The sequence below is a fragment of the Bradyrhizobium sp. SZCCHNR1098 genome, from assembly GCF_032489375.1.
GTDB lineage: Bacteria > Pseudomonadota > Alphaproteobacteria > Rhizobiales > Xanthobacteraceae > Bradyrhizobium.
Map to the genome: position 1 here is coordinate 33,121 of NZ_JAUEXY010000013.1, position 19,416 is coordinate 52,536.

Consider the following 19,416-nt stretch of genomic DNA (forward strand, 5'->3'; position numbering starts at 1 on the left):
CATGGCAGCTTTTCTCGACATCTGCAGGTTCCTGCCCACAGCCGGCGGCACGACGGACTGGACCTATGCCGCGGCCGTCCAGGGCTATCAGAGCCCGGCCGCGGCCGGCGCGGTCAATGGCCGGCTGTACAAATACAGAGCCGAGAGTGCCGACCTGACGCAATGGGAAGTTGGCGAGGGCGCCTACGCCTCTTCGACCGGCACATTGGCTCGGACGACGATCCTGTTCACCTCGGCCGGCACGACGGCGAAGGTCAATTTTTCCGCTGCGCCGCAAGTCGCGATCGTCGCGCTGAAGGAGGATCTCATTTCGATCGAGGAGGCCAACGCCTTCACCAGCACGCAGCAGGCGCAGGCGCGGAGCAATATCGCCGCGGCTGCAGGCCCCGGCAATTGGACGCGCTCCGTCCTGACTTCAGGATCTGGCACCTACACCCTCAAAGCCGGATGCAAGGCGCTGCTGGTCCGCATGGTCGGCGGCGGAGGCGGTGGGGGTGGCGGCGGCACGACGGGAGCGACATTTGGTGGTGTCGGCGGTGACACGACGTTCGGCTCGTCGTTCCTGACCGCCTCGGGAGGAGCAAACGGCGGCCCGTACGGCAACGCTTACGCGAGTGGTGGAGGTGCGACGGGCGGTGACCTCAATATTAGAGGTGGTCACAGCACGCCAACCGATGGTGCGGGCGGTTCGACAGGCGCGGTGCTTCAAGGAAGGAATGGCGCTAACTCTGCATTCGGCGGCTGTGGAGCAGGCGGATGGATTGGCTCTGCAGGAAGTGCCGCGGCGCCAAATAGCGGCAGCGGCGGCGGAGGAGGCGGAGGCACTGACGGCGGTTCGGGCGGGCGCGGTGCTGCCGGCGGCGGCGCCGGAGGATACGTGGAGAAGTACATTTCTGCTCCGGCCGCGACATACGCGTATTCGGTCGGCGCAGCGGGCAGCGGCGGTTCTGCGGGGGCGAACGGCACGACTGGCGGCGCCGGTGGCTCCGGCATCATCATCATCGACGAGTACTACTGATGTCACTGCTCGGATTCGACGCCGTCGGTAGTCTGGCGATCGCGCAACTCCCGCGCGGCTCCGCAACGAATACGATCTTCCTTGCGAGTCCGGCCGCCGTCACGCTTGCAGGTCGTGCAACCAGCTTCCAGTCTGCGCTCACTCAGATCACCGCGTCGCTCGTCTATGCCGGCGGCTCGGCGGCTGCGCGCATCGGTCTTCTCAGTGCGCAGAACGGCTGGCTGACGGCGGGCACCACGGTCCTGTATTCGTTCGGTGCTTTCGCCGCCGGCGGCGATTTCGTCGCGGCGGGGAGCTCCATCGCGACGGTCGGCATGATGCAGGCCGCGGGGCGGGCTCATATCGTCAGCGGCCAATCATCGGCCTTCCTCGGCGCAATGACCGGCGAGAAGACCTCATATCAGCTCGTCGGATACGACGTCGGCTACGGGCGCGGCTTCGAGGCCTGGTATCCTCTCGGCGTGGGGACGATCGGTTGGGGCCGCCGCGCCGATCCTGAGCAGGCCTGGTTGCCGGCGCCAGCTGTGGCCGACCATTGGCTGGGTGTTTCGGCATCGTCGATCTCGTGGAATTCGGTGTCTCCTTCGACGCCGCCCTGGACGCGCGATTGATGTCCTCGTCTTGGTCGTCATCTGTTCGAGCCTGATGCGTGCAGCCGTTTGAAGGCCCGGGCACCATCGGCGTCACTGATCTTTTCTGCTTCCTCTTGACCGCGGCGGAGGTCCGCCGGCGGCAATCGATGATCGGAGGTGACATGCCTCTTCTTGCCTTTGGCGAATATCGGCCCGACGTGAGCGATTACGAAGGTCAGGCCACCAGGAACATCCAGAACGTCGTGCCTCGTGGCGACGGCTATGGCCCCTTTCCGTCCTTCTCGGCCTACACGTCCGCTCTGCCTGAGCCGTGTCGCGGTGCCTTCTACGCCTTGAAATCGGACGGCACCGTCGTGACCTTCGCCGCGACCGCGACGAAGCTCTACCGCCTCAACAACACGGACTTCACCTGGCTGGATGTCTCGAGGGGCGGCGCCAGCTATTCGCAGCTCTCCGCGGCAGCGCAGTGGCAGTTCGCACAGACCGGTAATCTCGTGTTCGCCACGCAGGCGAATGCGCTGCTGCAGGTGTTCGATCTGACGTCGTCGACCGCGTTCGACAATGCCCTGGGCTCGCCGCCGCAGGCCGCCTATATCAGCGTGGTCGGACGCTTCCTGGTGCTCTCCGGCCTGCTTTCGACGCCCTATCGCATCCAATGGTCGGGTCTCAACAACTTCAATTCGGCGACGTCTTGGGATGGCCTCACGGCAGGGTCCGATCATCAGGACTTTCCGGACGGCGGCATCGTCCGCGGCGTGGCCGGCGGGGAAGCCGGGATCATCTTCCAGGACCAGGCGATCCGGCGCATGTCCTACGTCCCGGGATCGCCGATCATCTTCCAGATCGATCGCATCACCCAGGAGAAGGGTCTCTATGCGCCGTACTCGATCATCCGTGCCGGCGAGCGGATCTTCTTCTATGCCGGCCAGGGCTTTCACAAGATCGAGCCCGGCGGCCTGCCGCAGCCGATCGGCCGCGAGAAGGTCGACCGCACATTCCTTGCCGATCTCGACAAGGGCAATTTGCAATTGCTGATCGGGGCGGCAGATCCGCGCTCGACGCGGGTGTTCTGGTCCTACAGGTCGATTTCCGGCGCGATCGGCACCTATGACAAGCTGTTGGGCTACGATTTCCTGCTCGACCGCTTCTTTTCGATCGCGGCAACCGGCGAATACCTGCTCGGCATGTCGCAGACGGGCCTCACGCTCGAGAATCTCGACAGCATCTCGTCGTCGATCGACGCGATGACCTTGAGCCTCGACGCCTACGCGACGGCCGTCCAGCCGGAGATCGCGCAGTTCTCCGCAAATCATGTGCTGGGCTTCTTCCGTGGCAACAATCTCGAGGCGACGATGGAGAGCGCAGAGCAGGGCACCGACGACAGCCGGATCATGATCCGTGGCTTTCGGCCGGTCACCGACGCGACGACGCTGTTCGGATCGGTCTCCTCGCGCGACAGGCCATCGGCGGCCGCCGCCGCAGGGGTAGAGGTGTCGGTCAACACGCGGACGGGTCGCTGCGACCTTCGCAAGGACACGCGCTATGCCCGCTTCAAGGTCCGGATTCCGGCCGACGCGTCATGGAGCTTCTGTGCAGGCGTTGTGCCTGACCTCACCCCGAGCGGCACGCTATGACAGCCTATGTTCCTGGTATCACCGAGACCGATCTCAAGAAGATCATCCTGGCGCTGCAGCAGCTCGCCGCCGGGCGATCCAACGCTGTCGGCAGCGTCACCCTATTGCCGGGGGGCGCGACCACCGTGGTTGCCGACATGAACTGCTCTGCCGCGTCGACCCCGATTCTGACGGCGGCGAGCCCCGGCGCCGCGGTGGAGCTCGGCAACGGCACCATCCATGTCAGCGCCGTGACCAACGGATCGTTCACGCTCACGCACGCCAACAGCGCGGCGGCGCGGACGTTTCTCTATGCATTGCTCGGCTGAACTCGCCTGCGTCGATCCCGGTCAGGTTGGACTTATCTGGCCCAAGGTCGCGCCGCGGCTGCGGCGGGCGATCCTGCGGACCGGTCTGTCTGCCTTCGCCGATGTGGAGCGCGACGTTCTCGACGGCCGCGCGCTGTTGTGGCTGGCGCTGAGCCAGGAGGGCGACATAATCGCGATCGATGCGGTGGCCACGACACGGCTCGAACTGACGGACGCCGGCAAAGTGTGCGTCATCGTCGCCTGTGAGGGCAGGGGGCGATACCGTTGGCTCCCGCTGATCGGCGGCATCGAAACTTACGCGAAGACAGAAAGCTGTCGCGGCATGCGCATCTACGGCCGTAAAGGCTGGCTGCGCGCGCTCGCCGACTATCGGCACACGCATGTGATTATCCAGAAGGAGTTGAGGTGATAATCAGCGTTGATGGTCTCGATAGCGCTTTTCATACGCTGATCAGACAAGATGATCCTATCACGGATAAAATCAGCTCTGCCCCCGGCACGCGCAAAGGCGACCTTTGCACTTGACAGGATGTTCTTGATATGTTCCTTTTTAATTCAGAGGGCATGTTGCGTCCCCAAATTGCGCAGTTGCCGGACAAAACGCATGTTTTATCAGACAAGTGCAGATCGCACCAAAACAGCAAGAGTCTTAGCAGGCTTTGTGCAGTCGGGAGCAAAAGCCGCTCTCGTGGCGCTGGCACTCACGATGAGAATGGACTCGACTCGTGCCGAGCAGATTGACTTCAGCCCTTATCGCGCTGCTGCAGAATACTGCGCTCGCGAAGTCGCGGGTCCGCTGGCACTTTCGCCGGATCAGCGGATTCTTTGCTTTGACGGCCATCTCTATGCCCATCAGGATCTGTCGCTCGTCGACGAATTGCAAGTCGGCGGACTAGTCGTTATCCGCAGTTTTGGTGGTGACGACGTTGCAATGATGGAGCTTGCGGAGCGCCTACGTGGTCGGAATGCGACCGTCGTAGTTCGTAGCTACTGCTTGCTTGGGTGCGCCAGTTATATCGTGGTTGCCTCCGGGATGACGATTATACTGAAAGATGCGTTGGTTGCATGGGGACCTTTGGTGGTGGACGGATTCTGCTTAGGTCTTCGGAATGCACTCGACGAAGGTTTGCCACGCCTTGACATCGGCCCCTGTGGGAAACCGCTTCTGCGGACGCCAGGTCCAATCTATGAACTGAGGCTGGGATTCATGAGCGTACGGCGCGTCAATGATAATTTCGAGGAACCGCCGGAGAGTACATTTATCAGGAGAGCTCTAAGGAATATCGATTGGAAAAGGGCGACCGAGACAACTGGTCTGATGTGGACATGGCATCCTCGCTATCAACAAAGTTCAGTCAAGACCAAGATCGTTTACGAACGCTATCCCGATAGCCAGGAGGAAGTTGCGGCTCTTGCCGAGCGATTGCGGCTCCGTGCTCGAGTTGTTTACGATCCATGAGGGCTCTTTCCGAAATGTCAGCCGAGCTGTTCTGACACCCGAAAAAGCCTTGATAGTTGACGGCGCGCTGACGTGGCGCGCTTTTTTTTACCTCGGGGAATGAAGATATGGTGGGAAATCCAAGAGAGAAATCAAGTGATTGGCCAAATATAGTGCGTGAGGGGATCGAGCCAGAAGTATTGCGTGTGCCTGATTGGAGACGTTATCTTGATGGCAGAGATTATACCCGTCCTTTCCAGGGTATTCCGCTGCCAGGGTCGAGGACGCCAAGCTCGCCACCAAGATTGCCCTCCTGGTTCGAAGATCCATCACAGCCGGGCCTGCCGCCATCGTTGAAATATCCGGCACCCGGCAATCCTAGCCCGGGTTTTCCTCCTATTCCGGCACCAGTTCCCGCACCGTCACCCATCCCTGGAAGGCCGATCCGCGACTGGCTGTTTGATTATCTGCTCGGAAACAATCTTCTGGACCAACGGCCATTTCAGCAGACCTCACAGTCGGCATTGAGAAAAGATGCCAGTCGCACCGGACTTGATCCGGACATGAGACTTGCTGCCGCACAGCAGGCCGATCAGGGTCATCCGACCCGGGCATCGCAAACGGGTTCAAGCGAAGAACCATCGAAGCCGCAGAAGCGCTTCTTGAGATCGCGCGTTGAGTAACGTTGATCTGCACGAGGACGACTGAACTCTCCGTGTGCCGCTGCCTCCTCCGGACGGATCGCAGACTTGCTCACGGCGACGCCTTGTTCGAGGACTGCGATCTTGCAGTTGCGCCAACTCTTAGCATTGTCAAATCAAGGAACGTGCCCAATGGGCGGACAATCATCCAGCACCCAGACTCAACAATCCCAGACGCAGCCGTGGCAGCCGGCGCAGCCGATGTTGCAGAACATCCTGTCTCAGGTCGGCAACGGCCTGAACAATACCGTGCTGACCAGCGCCGAGACCGGCGCGCTCGATACGCTCAAGCAGAATGCGGCGTTGGGCAATCCCTATGCCGGCGGTATCGGGGCCTATGCGCAGTCGCTGCTCAATGGCGGCAACGCACAGGCGCAGGCGCCGGCTGCCCAGGCCAATCTGCAGACGTTGCAGGGCCAGCTGACGCCCTACGCCAATGGCAGCATGATCGGCAACAATCCTGCGCTGGCGGCGCAACTGGCGCAGCTCCAGAACGACGTCGGCACCTCCATCAACGGCCAGTTCGCGGCCGCCGGACGCGATTTCAGCGGCGCCAACCAGATGGCGTATGGCCGCGGCGTGGCGGCGGCGGAAGCGCCTGTGATCGCGGCCCAGTACAACCAGGACGTCCAGAACCAGCTGAGCGCGGCCAATGCGCTGTACGGCGCCGGCAACACGACAGCCAACATGCTGGGCGGCATGCAGCAGCAGTACCTCACCAACCAGGGGCAGGGGCTGACGGCGTCACAGGCCGCGCTCGATGCGCAGAATTATGGCGCCAATGCCACATTGGCGGAGGAGGCGCAGCGTCGCGGCATCCCGGTGCAGGCGCTCGGACTGCTGGCGCAGATCGGAACGCCGATCGCACAGCTCGGTCAGCAGACCAACGGCACCATGACGGGAACACAGGAGATGTCCGGTGCCGACCAGTTTGCGAAGATCGCCGGCGGCATCGGCAGTCTTCTCCAGCCGTTCAGCGGCGCGTTCGGCAAGAAGTAGTTCGGTGCAGCGTCTTGAGGGAGCGGTCGTGAATGTCAGATGAATCAGAGCATCTCGTAACGGGTGCAGCATTCGAGCTGGAGAATGCCGGCTATCGGCCGATGCCGGATCCGGAGGAGCGGCCGGAGCGCGAGGCGCTCGGCGGCGACGTTGCGTCGCTGCGCGACGCTGCCGAGCAGCGCACCGATCCCCGTTCGCCGGTGATGGTCCGGGAGTATGTCGACGAAGCCGGCAACCTGGTCGATCGCGGCGAGTCGGTCACGCTCGAACGCGCGGCGCGTGATCACGCGCGCGTCCGGGCCGCTGAGGTGGGTGAGGCATCTCGCGGGACGCCGGATTCCGATTCGAGCGACCACTTGGGTTCGCCGGCAAATGGTGAGCCCGACGGTTTCGAGCCGGCTTCGGGCGAAGCCGAGTCCACTGCCGAGACCGGCTCGACGCAGCACGATGCTTCGTCGCGGCTTGCGCCGGAGTTGGAGAGAGCCCTGCAGCATCCGCAGGTGCTGCAGGCGATCGAGGAGAAGATCGGCGAAGCAGAGCAGGCCCGCCAATCCTACCGAGAAGGCCTGGCATCGGCCGTTCAGATTGCCCAGGCGAGCTTCCTCAGCCAGTTTCCTGAATTTGCCGGCATGCCCGCGGAGCAGGTCCCCGCCGCGCTCGAACGGATGTCGCGCGAGGATCCCGGAAGGTTCGGGCGCATCCAGGCGGCTGTCGCGATGTCGGATCAGTTGTTGGCACAGCAGGCCGAGGCGCAGCGCCAACACGCCGAAGTAGCTCAGCGGAGCTTCCAGTCCTTCGCGCAGGAGCAGGACGACCGGCTCGAGGGCATGCTGAAGAGCGAGCCGCGCGCCATGCGCCAGGCCGTTGCCGCAGAGATCGTGGCGTCGGCAAAGGAGAGCGGGATCCCGGCGTCCGAACTCAACCGGCTGTTCCAGACCGAGCCGTTGATGCGCCACGCCACGTTCCAGCGGATGATGTACGATGCGGCGCGATATCGCCTGATGATGCGGGCAAAGGACGCTGCGGTGACGAAGGCTGTCCCGCCCGTGGTGCGGCCGGGGGTCTCAGTCTCGTCGGGGGAGCGGGGACGGACGGATCTGCGGGCGCTCAACGCCCGCCTGACATCGTCGGGTGATCTGAAGGACGCGGTCGCCCTCTATCAGGCCCGCATGTCCAGGCGGCCGTGAGGCCGGTCGATGACAAACCCCGTTCTGGCTGCGCTTGCCGAGGCGCGCAGGCAGCGCGCTCCGCTGTTCGCACGCTGGTGTGAGCGGGAGCACGAGACGTTCTGCCCGGCCTCGCCGGCGGCGGTCGCCCGCTTCGCCCGCGAGCACGCCGGCATGGGTGCGGAGCAACTCTGGGAGGCGATTCTCGACATCTCCAGAACTCATGTCGCGTTGGGGCTGGCTGATCCCACAGCGGGAGCGTCGGTCGCGATCGTCGTCGACGACATCGCCAACCTATCGCCCCCGCAATCCTGGCCGGGTCCCTGGAAGGAGCGCTTCAGGCTTTTGCCGCACGATCTGAAGCGCTTCATCGCGGATCACGAGACGAGGCGCGAGAAGAGCTTGAGACGCACGCAGCACGCCCTCGCGCATGCAAACAAGATACTCGCACGGCTCCGATCCGCGGAGCGTACGATGAAGGAGGATCAGACCGATGAAGCAGAATCGCAGCAATCCGACCATCGAAGACAGGATTCAGGAGCTTCGGGGTGAGATCGAGCGCGTCGTGCAGACTCGTGTCGACGCGATCGCAAGAGAGAGCCCCGGAGTGCCCAAGGGGGTGATCCGCAATCTGCTGATCGCCAGGACGCCGTCCTGTGCCTGCGAGCAATATTTGACGCTTCGGCGAGAAACTTAGCCATGCACGCGTGATCGATCATCGGCAGGAGCCGCGATGTGCCCGCATCGAGGAGCGAGAAACAAGTCCCCGGCAGCCCGCGTGGCTGCCTTTTTCATGTGAGGAGCAGAATGACACTTTATCGATGGTCGCAGACCGCATCGGCTGATGCCACGGCCGATCCGACGATCAACTGGTCCGAAGGACAGGTCCCGTCGAGCATCAACGATTCCGCTCGGGCCATGATGGCTGCGACCGCAAAATATCGCGACGACATTGCGGGGGCGATCGCGACGAGCGGTACGAGCACAGCCTATGCCGTAACGAGCAATCAGCAATTCGATTCGTTGCCGCATCTCAACGGCCAGATCATCGCGTTCACGCCGCACGTCACCAATGGCGCACCGGTGACGCTCAACGTCGATTCGCTTGGTGCCAAGCCGCTGCGCAGCGCGCCCAATGCCGATCTTCTGGCCGGAACGATCATCCAGGGGACGCCCTACGTCGCCGTGTACAATCACACGGATAGCAGCTTCTACCTGCATGGATTTTACGGTAATCCGCATAACATTCCGCTCGGGGCAACACTCGAATACTGGGCGGGGAGCAGCCCGAACAGCTCGTTTGCGTTCCCCTACGGCCAGGCGATCAGCCGCACGACCTACGCCACCCTGTTTACACTGATTGGCATCAACTATGGTTCGGGTGATGGGTCAACCACCTTCAACCTGCCAGACCTCCGCGGCCGTGCGACGGCCTGCCCAGACAACATGGGCGGATCTTCGGCTAACCGGTTGGCATCAGGAGCACTAGCCGGTGTTCGCCATAGCCTAGGTGGAGCTGGAGGAGAAGATGCGCATACTCTGACGCTTTCGGAGTTGCCGACGGGCATTGCGTCCGGCGCATCGAATAACATCACGGTTCAATCACAAAACGGGCTTACCGGAATTCCCGTTACGACAGCCGCGGTAAATGTCCAGGGCGGCGTCGCGGCGTTCGGCTCTGGCGGGCCCTATTCTGCAAATTCTAGCAGCGCAAGCTGGGCAGGCGTCAACTCGCTCTCAGGCGCCAACCAAATCAACGTAACCTCGAACAATACAGGCGGATTGTCTCACAATCTCGTTCAACCTACTATTCTCTGCAATCGCATCATGCGGGTCATCTGATATATGGTGGGCGCGGCCACGCGCGGTGACTATGCTAGTCTATGATGGCGGTGTAGCGCTGTCTAAATCTAGCTCGTGTCGACTTGACAATGGCGTCGATAGTGGTTCCCGCAGCTCGGGAAATCATGGTTGGCCATTGATCAACCAGTCGGCTCAGCAGGAGGGATGCGCCGAAAACGCAGACGATGGTAAGGGCAACGGAAGCCGGGGTAGCAACGGAGGGCGGGAGCGTGATGACGAGCCAGCTCGTCATGCTGCAGATGATCGGAAGATGGATTAGGTAGAGCGTGAATGAGATGCGGCCCAACGTCCGACCTAGCGCGCCGCCGATCAAGCGCTGCACAAGCGGCCAAGTCAGGACCACGGCTACGATCAAGACTGCTGAAAGCATCTGCCACTTCATCATATCTACGTGAGGAAAATTCAGACGATTCAGTATTCGTTCGGTTGCAATGAAGAAGAACAGCCCAGCTACAAGTGATACCACGCGTAGTACAGTCGATCTCATCAGTCGGCAAAGCTCGGGGTTGAAATCGAAAAACAGCGCGCCCACCGAGAACAGCATCAAGTAATCAGACCAGAACCAGATGGCCAGGGCGATGTAAAAGATGGCCCTCCATATTCTCGTCATCGAGAAGGAGCCGATAACGAATACGAAGACGCTGCCAATCAACTCCGGACGCATCGTCCAAAGGTTCGAGTTGTAAGCGGACGTGCCGGTAATGAAGGCACCGTAAACAGCCTCCCATACCATCGTCGTGAACGACGGCTCGAATTGGTACCAGAGTGCGAGCCATTGCGATCCCGTGACCGCAGCGGCTTCAGCATTTCGATAGGCGCCAACTGCGAGAAGTCCCCAGGCGAACGCTGATGTGAGGAGCATGGGGCCAGCCAAGCGAAGATAGCGTCGCAAAACCTGCGCTGGCAGGCTCATTCTTGAGCGAGCAATCATATCGGCCAACACGTATCCACTCAGGACGAAAAAAACGCATACGGCCGCGCGACCGTTGAAGATCCAGAAGGCGCCGAAAAGAGAGAGAAGCAGGTGGCCAATGAAGACGACCACGGCCGCGACCCCGCGTAGACCGTCCAGGTACGGTTTGCGATCTGGAATGACCAAGGTGGCTCTCACGCGTTTCTAAGGTGGCGACTGGCCCGCCGCCGAGGCATGCGAGCGACGACACAATCACGCAACCCGGTGTGTAGCAAGACGGAAGCCGCTAGCCTTAGCGGCTTTTTTGTGAAGGAACGCCCCCCGATGGACCTGAATTCTATAGTCGATGCCAACGCCCGCCGGTGGGAGAGAGCCAACCTAACCCGCTCATTGGATGCCACAGCCCGCCGCCTTGTTGCCGCCCGGAGACGCTACCAAGTGGTCGAGGCCGCGACCGGCGTCCCCTGGCCGATCATCGCCGTCATCCACGAGCGCGAATCGTCGCAGAGCTGGGCCCGGTCGCTGGCGCAGGGGGATCCCTGGGACCGAGTGTCCGTCCACGTGCCTGCGGGACGAGGACCGTTCGCCTCGTGGGAGGACGCCGCAGTCGACGCGCTCGTCAATTGCGCGCCGCATGCGGCGCGGTGGCGGGACTGGTCGATTGGCGGCGCGTTGACGCTTCTCGAGCAGTATAATGGGCTGGGCTACGCGCGCCGGGGCGTGCCGTCTCCCTATGTCTGGGCCGGGACCGATCAATATCGTGCCGGCAAGTATGTCCGTGACGGAGTCTACGATCCCCAGGCGGTCGACCGGCAGCCGGGTTGCGCCGGGCTGCTCAAGACCATGATGCAGATCGATGCGACCATCAGCTTCCCGACCGGCCTTGTGGAGACGGAGCGGCCGCCCGACACCTGGCCTCCGGCGCCGACTCCCGCATCGATCAGGCATCCGGCAAAGGGCTCCATTGGGGCCCTTTTTGCTGCCCTGGTGAAACGCCTTCTGGGCAATCGCTGACCGGCGCAGCCTCGTGCTCCTGGCCGGCGTACCGACGGACGGTCGATCTCGGCCAAGACACAACGATCTGCGGGGCACCGAGCGCGGCTCGCGAGAGCCGGCGGCGCGTCTGCGCAATTTTTTGGAAAGGATTCATCATGTGGACGAAAGTCAAGGCTGCGTGTCGTCATTCGCTGACGATCGCCTGGGGTTACGTGCTGGCGGTCGTCGGGTTTCTGATGTCGATCGTCGACAACGTCAGCGACGCTCTCGGGGACCCGAGCCTGAAGGATCAGATCAGCGCCGCCGTCGGCGATACCCGTGCCGTCGGCCGGATTTTTCTCGCGATCTCGCTGATCACGATTCTCGCACGGCTGCGTTCGCTCAAGAGGGCATCGTGACATGTGGATGAGCATTCTGGGCTTTCTGGGCGGGCCCGTGATCAAGGGGCTGATCGACGCCTACCAGGCGAAGCTGAGGGCGGGCAACGCGGATGCAAAGATCGCGGCAGACCTCGCGGCGACGGAGATCGCCGCGCAGGTCTCGGAAAGCGACGCGCAGCTTCGGCTGCGTGCGGCGGAAATCGGCTGCTGGTACGAGCCGGACAAGCTCATCGGCTACTGCGTCTCGATCTACTTTGCCAAGCTGCTGGTGTGGGACAAAGTGCTCGGACTCGGCTCGACGGATCCGCTCGCGGGCTTCGCGTCGACGACCGCGAATCTCGTCATCTCCTTCTATTTTGCCAAGCGCGGCTTCGAAAATGTAGCGAGGATCATCAGGCGATGAACATCAGCCATGACGAAATCACGGCCGTCGTCGCCGAGACCCTGGCCAAGCAGAGCCAGCTTCAGCGCGACGAGATCGATGCCGTCGTGATGAGAGCGATCGCGACCATTCTCACCTCGTTCGGCATCGAGGAGGAGGATCGGAAGGAGCTGAGAGCCGATTTCCAGCACCTGCGGCGCTGGCGCAAGAGCGTGGAGCAGGCCCAGAGCTATACGTTCAAGGCCGTCATCACGGTCATCGCGACCGGTCTGATCGGTGCGATCTGGCTCGGCATCAAAGTCGTGCTCGGAAGGTGATGCCGTGCCAGCCTGGATCTCGCGGCGAGGCCGCCGCTTCCGCATCAGAGAGGTCGACGCTTGCGAGCCTGACGTCCTCGACACCTTGAAGGAGCTCCATGCGCGCACATTCCTCGATTGCGCACCTCTGCCCGATTTCGAGAGCGGACAATGGTGGATATCGACCGAGCTCGGACGGCCCGTCGCCTTTGCCGGAATGATGCCGTCATCCCTCGGCAAGGGCATAGCCTATCTTTCGAGGGTTGGCGTTCTCCAAGAGCGGTGTGGTTACGGCCTGCAGCGACGGCTGATGCGTGTGATCGAGCAGCGCGCGCGTCGCTCGGGCCTGGATTGCATCGTTTCGGATACGACTTGCAACATCGTATCCGCGAACAATTTCATTCGGTGTGGATATGTGCTGTTCCAACCGGTCCGGCCCTGGGCCTGGGTGAACTCGCTCTATTGGCGCAAGATGATCGGGCGGTGAGCTGTCGATCGATGCCTCATGCAGATTTGCATTGCGCTGCAGCAGAATTGGGCCGGCTCGACAGCTCCGACCCGGGCTTTTTTTGCGGCTGCCGTTGAGCTAACCATGCATTGTCGGACGTTGGAGACAATGCCACGCCGGGCAGTGAATGGAAGATCGCTTCAGACGATCAAAGCAGCGGGAAGGACTCTGGGATGCCGGCCGAGGTCACCCTGCCAGAGCGTGCGCCACGGCCGCCTGACGCGCCAACCGCGCTGGCTGGTCTGCTGGTGATCGATTTCACGCGTGTCGTCGCAGGGCCGGCGTGCACACAGACGCTGGCCGATTTCGGCGCCGAGGTGATCAAGATCGAGCAGCCGCTCACGGGAGACGATACCCGCGCATACGAGCACGCTGAGCTCGGCGGAGAGAGCGCAGCGTTCCTCAGTCTCAATCGGAACAAGCGCGGCATGGTGTTGGATCTCACGATACCGCAGGCCAGAGACGTCGCGCGTGCGCTGATCGCCAAGGCCGACATCGTCGTGGAGAATTTCTCGTCGTCCGTCATGGAGAGGTTCGGGCTGGACTATCAGACACTGTCCGGCACCAATCCCGGGCTGATCTATTGCTCGATCTCGGCCTACGGACGCTCCGGTCCATTCGCGTGGCGATCAGGGTTCGATCCAATCACCCAGGCGGAAAGCGGGTTCATGTCCCTCAACGGTTTCGCCGATGGTCCGCCGGTGCGGACCGGTCCTCCGATCGTTGATCTGGCCACCGGCATGTCCGCCTGCAATGCCATCCTATTGGCACTCGCCGCCCGGCAGCGGCTCGGTCGCGGGCAGCACGTCGAGGTGGCGCTGTTTGACATCGCCTTGGCGATGACCGGCTTCTCCGGAATGGCGTATTTGATGAACGGCGTGAACCCCACGCGGACGGGCAATTCGCCGAACGACTCTCCGACGGTCGGCGTCTTTGAAGCGTCAGATGGTCCGCTCTACATCGCATGTGCCAACGATCGGATCTACCGCCGGCTGGCGACGGAGGTGCTTGGTCGTCCGGATCTCCTGAGCGATCCCCGCTTCGCCACGCGAAGGGCGAGATGGGTCAACCGTGCGCAGCTGCGCGGCCTCATCGCCGACATCCTCGCCACGGAACGGATGGATGTCTGGACCTCTCGGATGAACCAGGCTGGAGTTCCGGTTGGACACGTTCGTACGGTCGAGCAGGCGTTCAACGCGGCCGAGGTCCGGATGCGCGACCGCACCTGTCGTATTCCGCACCCGACGGCAGGCTCGATACCCAACATCGAGCCGGCAATCGCCATGAAGCTCACGCCGACCGTCGAGCCGACGGCGGCGCCGCGGCTCGGTGAGCACACGACCGCGATCCTGCGCCACAGGCTTGGGTACACTGAGCAGGAGATCGAAGCCCTGCGTTGGGCGGGGGCGTTCGGACGCAACAATCCGGGAACCTAAGGCATCGTCACTGGTGCCGGACACGAGGCAGGAAGAGCGGCAGCGTCCTCAGCAGCCATCAGCCGGCTTTGGCCATCTCGTCGTCTTCCGGTGAGTTCAGGTACATGCCCGACATGGTGTCAACCCAGCACAGATGATCATGCACCTTCTTGACACCAGAGATGTTCTCGGTGGCAACGATTGCCGCCTGCCGCGAGCGCTCTTCGGTAATGACGCCGCTCAGATGAACGATGCCGTCCTTGACGATGACGGACAATCCGAACGGGCACCAGTCGTTCTTCTCGAGAGCGTCGATCACACGGTTGCGGATGTGATCGTCATCCGCCGTCGGATCCGGGACCTGCCGCCCGAGCGCGGCGACCGCTTGCAGCAGGTTCGCCCGTGACACGATGCCGATGACCAGGTCTCCCTTGACCACGGGCAACCGCTTCACGTGGTTCTTTTCCATCAGTTCCACGATCTCCGCCAGCGCGGCGTCTTCGGTGATCGTCAGGGGAGACTTGGTCATTACCTCTGACACTTTGCGACCATGCTCGTGGACGAAGTCGGCGGCCGACTTCCCGGGCCCGAGAATGAAGCGCAGCCAACGGCCGCGCTTACGCCCTGTGCCGATCTCGGATCGGCGGATGAAATCGCCTTCCGAGACGACGCCCACGAGTTTTCCGCCGGAATCAACCACGGGAAGGCCGCTGACGTGCCGTTGAAGCATGATATTTGCCGCATCCACGATGGAAGTGTCAGGGGTGACGGTGATGACGGGACGGGTCATGATCTGGTGGGCGCGCATGGCGAACTCCAATGTCAAAGGCTGAGAAAACGTAATCCGCCGCCACGGTCTTGAATTGACGCAGGTCAAAGGAGGTGCGGCCGCGTCATTGACGCAGCTCAAGGTCCTGGCATTGAAATGCAGCTATAAGGCATTTTGATCTAGCGAGAGGAGAAGGTGCCCATGTCCGAGTTCTCCGGGACCAAGGTCCTGGCCGACGAAACGGCCGAACTGTCCGAACGTGTCGCTCTCTCCAACAAGCACGCACTCGAGCTGCTCGTTGGTTCCCAGCAGATCGTCATGGAGGAGGTTCTGTTTGCCAGCAACGAAGTGCTGGATCGCGCGCGTACGGAGACGCATCTGCTGGCCGAGTTCGTGTCGAAGCTGGCTGGCGTGCATTCCGTGAAGGGAATCCAGGCGATGGTCCAGGAATGTGGACGGCATCAGATTGATTTCGTCAGGCGGGATTGCGATCGACTCTTCAAGCACGGGCAGCGCCTGATTGATGCTAGCGTGAATCTCATGGGGCAACGGTGGCGAAACTGAAGAGTGCGGGGGCGTCGCGTCCCGATCGACGGGAACGCGAGGAAACGACCGTTAACGACCGGAGCAGTGCCGTTGTCTCTGCAGATACCTCTTTGAAGCCGGAGGGTGCGCTCGCCGCACCCGGCGCAAAGTTGCTCTCCCGAGAAGCCGACGCGACCTCCGGGGAGCTTCGACGCGAGGATCACGAGCTGGACAAGGCCTTCAGCGCGATGCTGGCCCGGCTCACCGGTGGAATTTCCCCGGCCGCTCTATCAATGGCGTATCTGGATTGGGTGTGCCATCTGGCGGCTGCGCCTCAGCGTCAGATCGAAATCGTCCGAGATGCTTGGCACGGCGCTAAGCAGGTCGCTGAACGGTCATTGCAGTTTGCAGACCCGAATCGCAGTCCTTGGGACCTGATCAAACCGCAGGCCAACGATCATCGCTTTTCCAAGCCGCAATGGGCGACGCACCCGTTCAACTTGTTCGCCCAGGCGTTTTTGCTCGGGGAAGATTGGTGGCACAAGGCGACGACCGGCATTCGTGGTGTCGACCCCGCCAACGAAGCCGTCGTCGACTTTTCAATTCGTCAACTGCTCGACATCTTCGCGCCATCGAACTTTGCAGCGACCAACCCGGAAGTGTTGGAGAAGACGTTTCAAAGCGGTGGCGAGAACCTGATCTTCGGCTGGCAGAACTGGCTCGCCGATCTCATGCAGGTGATGCAGCCGGGGAAGATACCGATCAATGGCGAGTTCGTCGTCGGCAAGACTGTCGCGGCCGCGCCGGGCAAGGTTGTGCTTCGCAATCAGTTGATTGAGCTGATTCAATACGCGCCGACGACCGAGAAGGTGCGACCAGAGCCGGTCCTGATCGTACCGGCTTGGATCATGAAATATTACATCCTGGATCTGTCGCCGCACAATTCGCTGGTCCGATACCTGACCGACCAGGGCTTTACGGTTTTCATGATCTCCTGGCGAAACCCCGGAGCGGAAGACCGGGATCTTGCGTTCGACGACTACCGCTCGCTGGGCGTCATGGCTGCCCTGGACATGATCGGAACGATCATTCCGAATACGCTGGTCCATGCCGCAGGCTATTGTCTCGGGGGAACGCTTCTTTCGATCACGGCGGCGGCCATGGCACGCGATGGCGACCAGCGCCTGAAGACAATCACGCTGTTTGCGGCCCAGACCGATTTCACGGAAGCGGGAGAGCTGACGCTCTTCATCAATGAAAGCCAGGTCGCCTTTCTCGAAGACATGATGTGGGAGCGTGGATATCTCGACACCACCCAGATGGCGGGCGCATTTCAATTGCTGCGCTCCAACGATCTGATCTGGTCTCGTGTCTCGCGCGACTATCTTCTCGGCGAGCGCGCAAACCCGAGCGACTTGATGGCATGGAACGCAGATGCGACGCGGCTACCGTATCGGATGCACTCCGAATATCTGCGCAAGCTGTTCCTGAACAACGATCTCGCCGAGGGGCGGTATCGGGTCGAAGGGAAGCCTGTTTCGCTCTCGGATATCCACACGCCGATGTTCGTCGTCGGGACGCTGCGTGATCACGTTGCGCCTTGGAAGTCGACGTACAAGGTCCACTACGAGGTTGATGCTGACGTCACTTTCGTGCTCGCCAGCGGCGGCCATAATGCCGGCATCGTGGCGCCGCCGGGCGAGCAGGGGCACTCCCATCAGTTGCGAACCAAGGCTGCCGACGCTCCATATCTCGGACCCGACGAGTGGCAGGGCACATCGCCAAAGCTGGAGGGATCGTGGTGGCCGGCCTGGACAGAGTGGCTCGGACAGCAATCGGGAGCGCCGGGCGCACCGCCGCAACTCGGGACAGATCGTTCGAATGATCTCGGAGACGCGCCGGGCGACTACGTGCACACGTGATCGCCGCGCGTTGCGGCCAGGGGGCCATCCCACCGGACTCAGGCGCTGGTCCGGAGCAATGAAAGGCTTCGGTCCAATGTCGTCTCAGCCGTGCCTGACGCATCGACCTGGAGCCAATCGAGACCGCCGATATCGTAGTGTTCCTGATCCTCGGCAACCCCGACCGTTGCATCGGACGCATCGGCGACTCGATGGCGAATCCGCTCCTGCCGGCTGCGCAAATCTGCGACGAGGAAGAGGCCGGCAAAGGGCACCTTCAGCCGCTTCGCGAGATCATGGATCTCCTGTCGTTCATCCGGACGTGCAAACACGGCGTCGACGATCACCGTGAAGCCTTGTGAGAGCACGCGGCCGGCCAGCGTCGTCAACTCTCGATAGACCCGAGCACTCGATTCCGGCGTATAGGCTGCAGCCGGGAGGCGTTCGGTTTCCTTCACGCCAGACAGTTGCTTGCGTAGCACGTCGCTGCGCAACACGATTGCTCCCGGTGGAGGCACCAAGAGAGGAGCGAGAGCCTGGGCGAGCGCAGATTTTCCCGTTCCCGACAGGCCTCCGACCGCGATCATCCTCGGCTCTGCCGGCCGGATCAGGCTGCGTGCAAGTTGAAAGTAGCTCTCTGCGGTCTCGATCGTTGCGGAGCGATCAGCGTCCGAGTGTTCGGCATCACCGCGGTCGCGCCTTGCGACAAAGACTTGCGCACGGATGGCGGCCCGGATCGTCGTGAACAGAGGCAGAGCAGCCAATCCTCCGGTCTGGTCAGGCGCTGCGGTCGAGAGGTAGCGGTTCAAGAGACGGTTGGCGGCGACCGGCTGCTCGAAGTGCAAGAGGTCCATCAGTGGAAAGGCGAGATCGTAGAGGACGTCGATCGTGGCTATCCGGTCGTCGAACTCGATGGCGTCGAACAGCACCGGCTTGTCGTCAATGAGGACGATGTTGGCCAGATGGAGGTCGCCATGGCAGCGTTTCACGTGCCCCTCATTTGCACGTTGCTCGAGCAGGGGTCGGAGACGTGCGAAGGCCGAGTGGCAAAGGACGCGGAGTTCTTCGACCTCCGTTTCGCCAAATCGCGAGACTGTCCGAAAGCTGGCGACGAATGCGTCGATCCAAATCGGAATGGACTCCGTCCACCCATTGGAGGAGCTCCGAACGGCGACTGCATGCGACGCTGCGATCGTCTCTGCCAGACGCTCGCCCATTCCGGCGTCCAGCTGCTGGCGGCGAGAAAGATGATCAAGCGTCTGGCTGTCATCGAAGCGACGCATCTCGACGGCATATTCGACCGGAGTGCCCGATCCATCGACAACGAATGATCCGTCAGGCGCCTTGGTGATGGCGACGACACGCAGATAGATGTCCGGAGCAAACGGGTGATTGATCTCGATTTCCTTTGCGCACGCGGCCTTGCGCTGATCGAGCGTCGAATAGTCCAAAAATGGCAGCCGAACGGCGCGCTTAATCTTCAGGGCGCGGTCACCGATCAGAAACACGGAAGCCGCGTGCGTGTCGATCCGGCGGACACCTGGATGTCGGGTGGTATTGCCCAAGAAGGAGAAGACCAGTTCCTGATCGGATGGTGATGCCATGGGCGGT

At 62.0% G+C, this 19,416-nt stretch carries 21 protein-coding genes; 18 read left to right on the plus strand and 3 right to left on the minus strand.

The genetic code is table 11. The features are described 5' to 3' along the window. The first annotated feature begins 1 nt into the window (after position 1). The 10 genes from QX135_RS25010 (at position 2) to QX135_RS25055 (ending at position 9,699) form a co-directional block, all read left to right on the plus strand. Positions 2 to 1,018 carry a hypothetical protein gene (locus QX135_RS25010; RefSeq protein ID WP_316180230.1) on the plus strand — a complete coding sequence of 339 codons (1,017 nt, stop codon included), beginning with the start codon at positions 2 to 4 and terminating at the stop codon, positions 1,016 to 1,018. Then, positions 1,018 to 1,629: a hypothetical protein gene (locus tag QX135_RS25015; protein ID WP_316180232.1), complete on the plus strand. Its 612-nt coding sequence runs from the start codon at positions 1,018 to 1,020 to the stop codon at positions 1,627 to 1,629. The genes QX135_RS25010 and QX135_RS25015 overlap by 1 nt, the downstream gene beginning before the upstream one ends. Before the next feature lie 143 nt (positions 1,630 to 1,772). Further along, a complete protein-coding gene (locus QX135_RS25020; protein ID WP_316180234.1) occupies positions 1,773 to 3,245 on the plus strand; it encodes a hypothetical protein in 1,473 nt (490 codons plus the stop codon). After that, on the plus strand, positions 3,242 to 3,553 hold the full coding sequence (locus QX135_RS25025; protein ID WP_316180235.1) for a hypothetical protein: 312 nt from the start codon (positions 3,242 to 3,244) through the stop codon (positions 3,551 to 3,553). The genes QX135_RS25020 and QX135_RS25025 overlap by 4 nt, the downstream gene beginning before the upstream one ends. Further along, positions 3,537 to 3,962, plus strand: coding sequence for a hypothetical protein (locus tag QX135_RS25030; RefSeq protein WP_315739059.1), 426 nt, complete (start codon positions 3,537 to 3,539; stop codon positions 3,960 to 3,962). The genes QX135_RS25025 and QX135_RS25030 overlap by 17 nt, the downstream gene beginning before the upstream one ends. A gap of 195 nt (positions 3,963 to 4,157) precedes the next feature. Beyond that, positions 4,158 to 5,012, plus strand: coding sequence for a hypothetical protein (locus QX135_RS25035; protein ID WP_315739058.1), 855 nt, complete (start codon positions 4,158 to 4,160; stop codon positions 5,010 to 5,012). An 881-nt stretch (positions 5,013 to 5,893) separates the two neighbouring features. Beyond that, a complete protein-coding gene (locus tag QX135_RS25040; protein ID WP_316180238.1) occupies positions 5,894 to 6,691 on the plus strand; it encodes a tail fiber domain-containing protein in 798 nt (265 codons plus the stop codon). 101 nt (positions 6,692 to 6,792) lie between these two features. Next, positions 6,793 to 7,878, plus strand: a complete 1,086-nt coding sequence (locus QX135_RS25045) for a hypothetical protein (RefSeq protein WP_316180240.1) — start codon at positions 6,793 to 6,795, stop codon at positions 7,876 to 7,878. A 153-nt stretch (positions 7,879 to 8,031) separates the two neighbouring features. Further along, complete coding sequence (locus tag QX135_RS25050; protein ID WP_316180242.1) at positions 8,032 to 8,409, plus strand: hypothetical protein; 378 nt, start codon at positions 8,032 to 8,034, stop codon at positions 8,407 to 8,409. 255 nt (positions 8,410 to 8,664) lie between these two features. Beyond that, positions 8,665 to 9,699 carry a phage tail protein gene (locus tag QX135_RS25055; protein ID WP_315796556.1) on the plus strand — a complete coding sequence of 345 codons (1,035 nt, stop codon included), beginning with the start codon at positions 8,665 to 8,667 and terminating at the stop codon, positions 9,697 to 9,699. 34 nt (positions 9,700 to 9,733) lie between these two features. On the opposite strand, the gene QX135_RS25060 is transcribed toward QX135_RS25055, so the two are convergent. Then, on the minus strand, positions 9,734 to 10,819 hold the full coding sequence (locus QX135_RS25060) for an acyltransferase (protein ID WP_315796557.1): 1,086 nt from the start codon (positions 10,817 to 10,819) through the stop codon (positions 9,734 to 9,736). Positions 10,820 to 10,957: 138 nt separating this feature from the next. Between QX135_RS25060 and QX135_RS25065 the strand changes: the two genes are divergently transcribed. From QX135_RS25065 to QX135_RS25090, 6 genes are all read left to right on the plus strand, one after another. Continuing rightward, positions 10,958 to 11,647 (plus strand): hypothetical protein, encoded by a 690-nt coding sequence (locus QX135_RS25065; RefSeq protein WP_316180244.1) that lies wholly within the window; start codon positions 10,958 to 10,960, stop codon positions 11,645 to 11,647. A gap of 137 nt (positions 11,648 to 11,784) precedes the next feature. Continuing rightward, positions 11,785 to 12,027 carry a hypothetical protein gene (locus tag QX135_RS25070; RefSeq protein ID WP_315812963.1) on the plus strand — a complete coding sequence of 81 codons (243 nt, stop codon included), beginning with the start codon at positions 11,785 to 11,787 and terminating at the stop codon, positions 12,025 to 12,027. Between the two features lies 1 nt (position 12,028). After that, positions 12,029 to 12,412, plus strand: a complete 384-nt coding sequence (locus QX135_RS25075) for a hypothetical protein (protein WP_315739049.1) — start codon at positions 12,029 to 12,031, stop codon at positions 12,410 to 12,412. After that, a complete protein-coding gene (locus tag QX135_RS25080) occupies positions 12,409 to 12,708 on the plus strand; it encodes a hypothetical protein (RefSeq protein WP_315739047.1) in 300 nt (99 codons plus the stop codon). The genes QX135_RS25075 and QX135_RS25080 overlap by 4 nt, the downstream gene beginning before the upstream one ends. Positions 12,709 to 12,712: 4 nt before the next feature. Continuing rightward, the gene (locus tag QX135_RS25085; protein ID WP_315756135.1) at positions 12,713 to 13,174 is read left to right on the plus strand and encodes a GNAT family N-acetyltransferase; all 462 of its coding nucleotides are present in this window, start codon (positions 12,713 to 12,715) and stop codon (positions 13,172 to 13,174) included. A 194-nt stretch (positions 13,175 to 13,368) separates the two neighbouring features. Further along, on the plus strand, positions 13,369 to 14,631 hold the full coding sequence (locus tag QX135_RS25090) for a CoA transferase (RefSeq protein ID WP_316180248.1): 1,263 nt from the start codon (positions 13,369 to 13,371) through the stop codon (positions 14,629 to 14,631). 58 nt (positions 14,632 to 14,689) lie between these two features. Here the strand turns inward: QX135_RS25090 and QX135_RS25095 are convergent, their stop codons facing one another. Continuing rightward, on the minus strand, positions 14,690 to 15,418 hold the full coding sequence (locus QX135_RS25095; protein WP_316180250.1) for a CBS domain-containing protein: 729 nt from the start codon (positions 15,416 to 15,418) through the stop codon (positions 14,690 to 14,692). A 162-nt stretch (positions 15,419 to 15,580) separates the two neighbouring features. Here QX135_RS25095 and QX135_RS25100 point away from each other — a divergent pair, with 162 nt between their 5' ends. Together QX135_RS25100 and QX135_RS25105 are read left to right on the plus strand one after the other, a co-directional pair. Further along, positions 15,581 to 15,943 (plus strand): hypothetical protein, encoded by a 363-nt coding sequence (locus QX135_RS25100; RefSeq protein ID WP_315739043.1) that lies wholly within the window; start codon positions 15,581 to 15,583, stop codon positions 15,941 to 15,943. Between the two features lie 209 nt (positions 15,944 to 16,152). After that, a complete protein-coding gene (locus tag QX135_RS25105) occupies positions 16,153 to 17,826 on the plus strand; it encodes a PHA/PHB synthase family protein (protein WP_410052079.1) in 1,674 nt (557 codons plus the stop codon). 38 nt (positions 17,827 to 17,864) lie between these two features. Here QX135_RS25105 and QX135_RS25110 read toward each other — a convergent pair whose 3' ends face one another. Beyond that, a complete protein-coding gene (locus QX135_RS25110) occupies positions 17,865 to 19,409 on the minus strand; it encodes an AAA family ATPase (protein ID WP_316180252.1) in 1,545 nt (514 codons plus the stop codon). Positions 19,410 to 19,416: the final 7 nt, after the last annotated feature.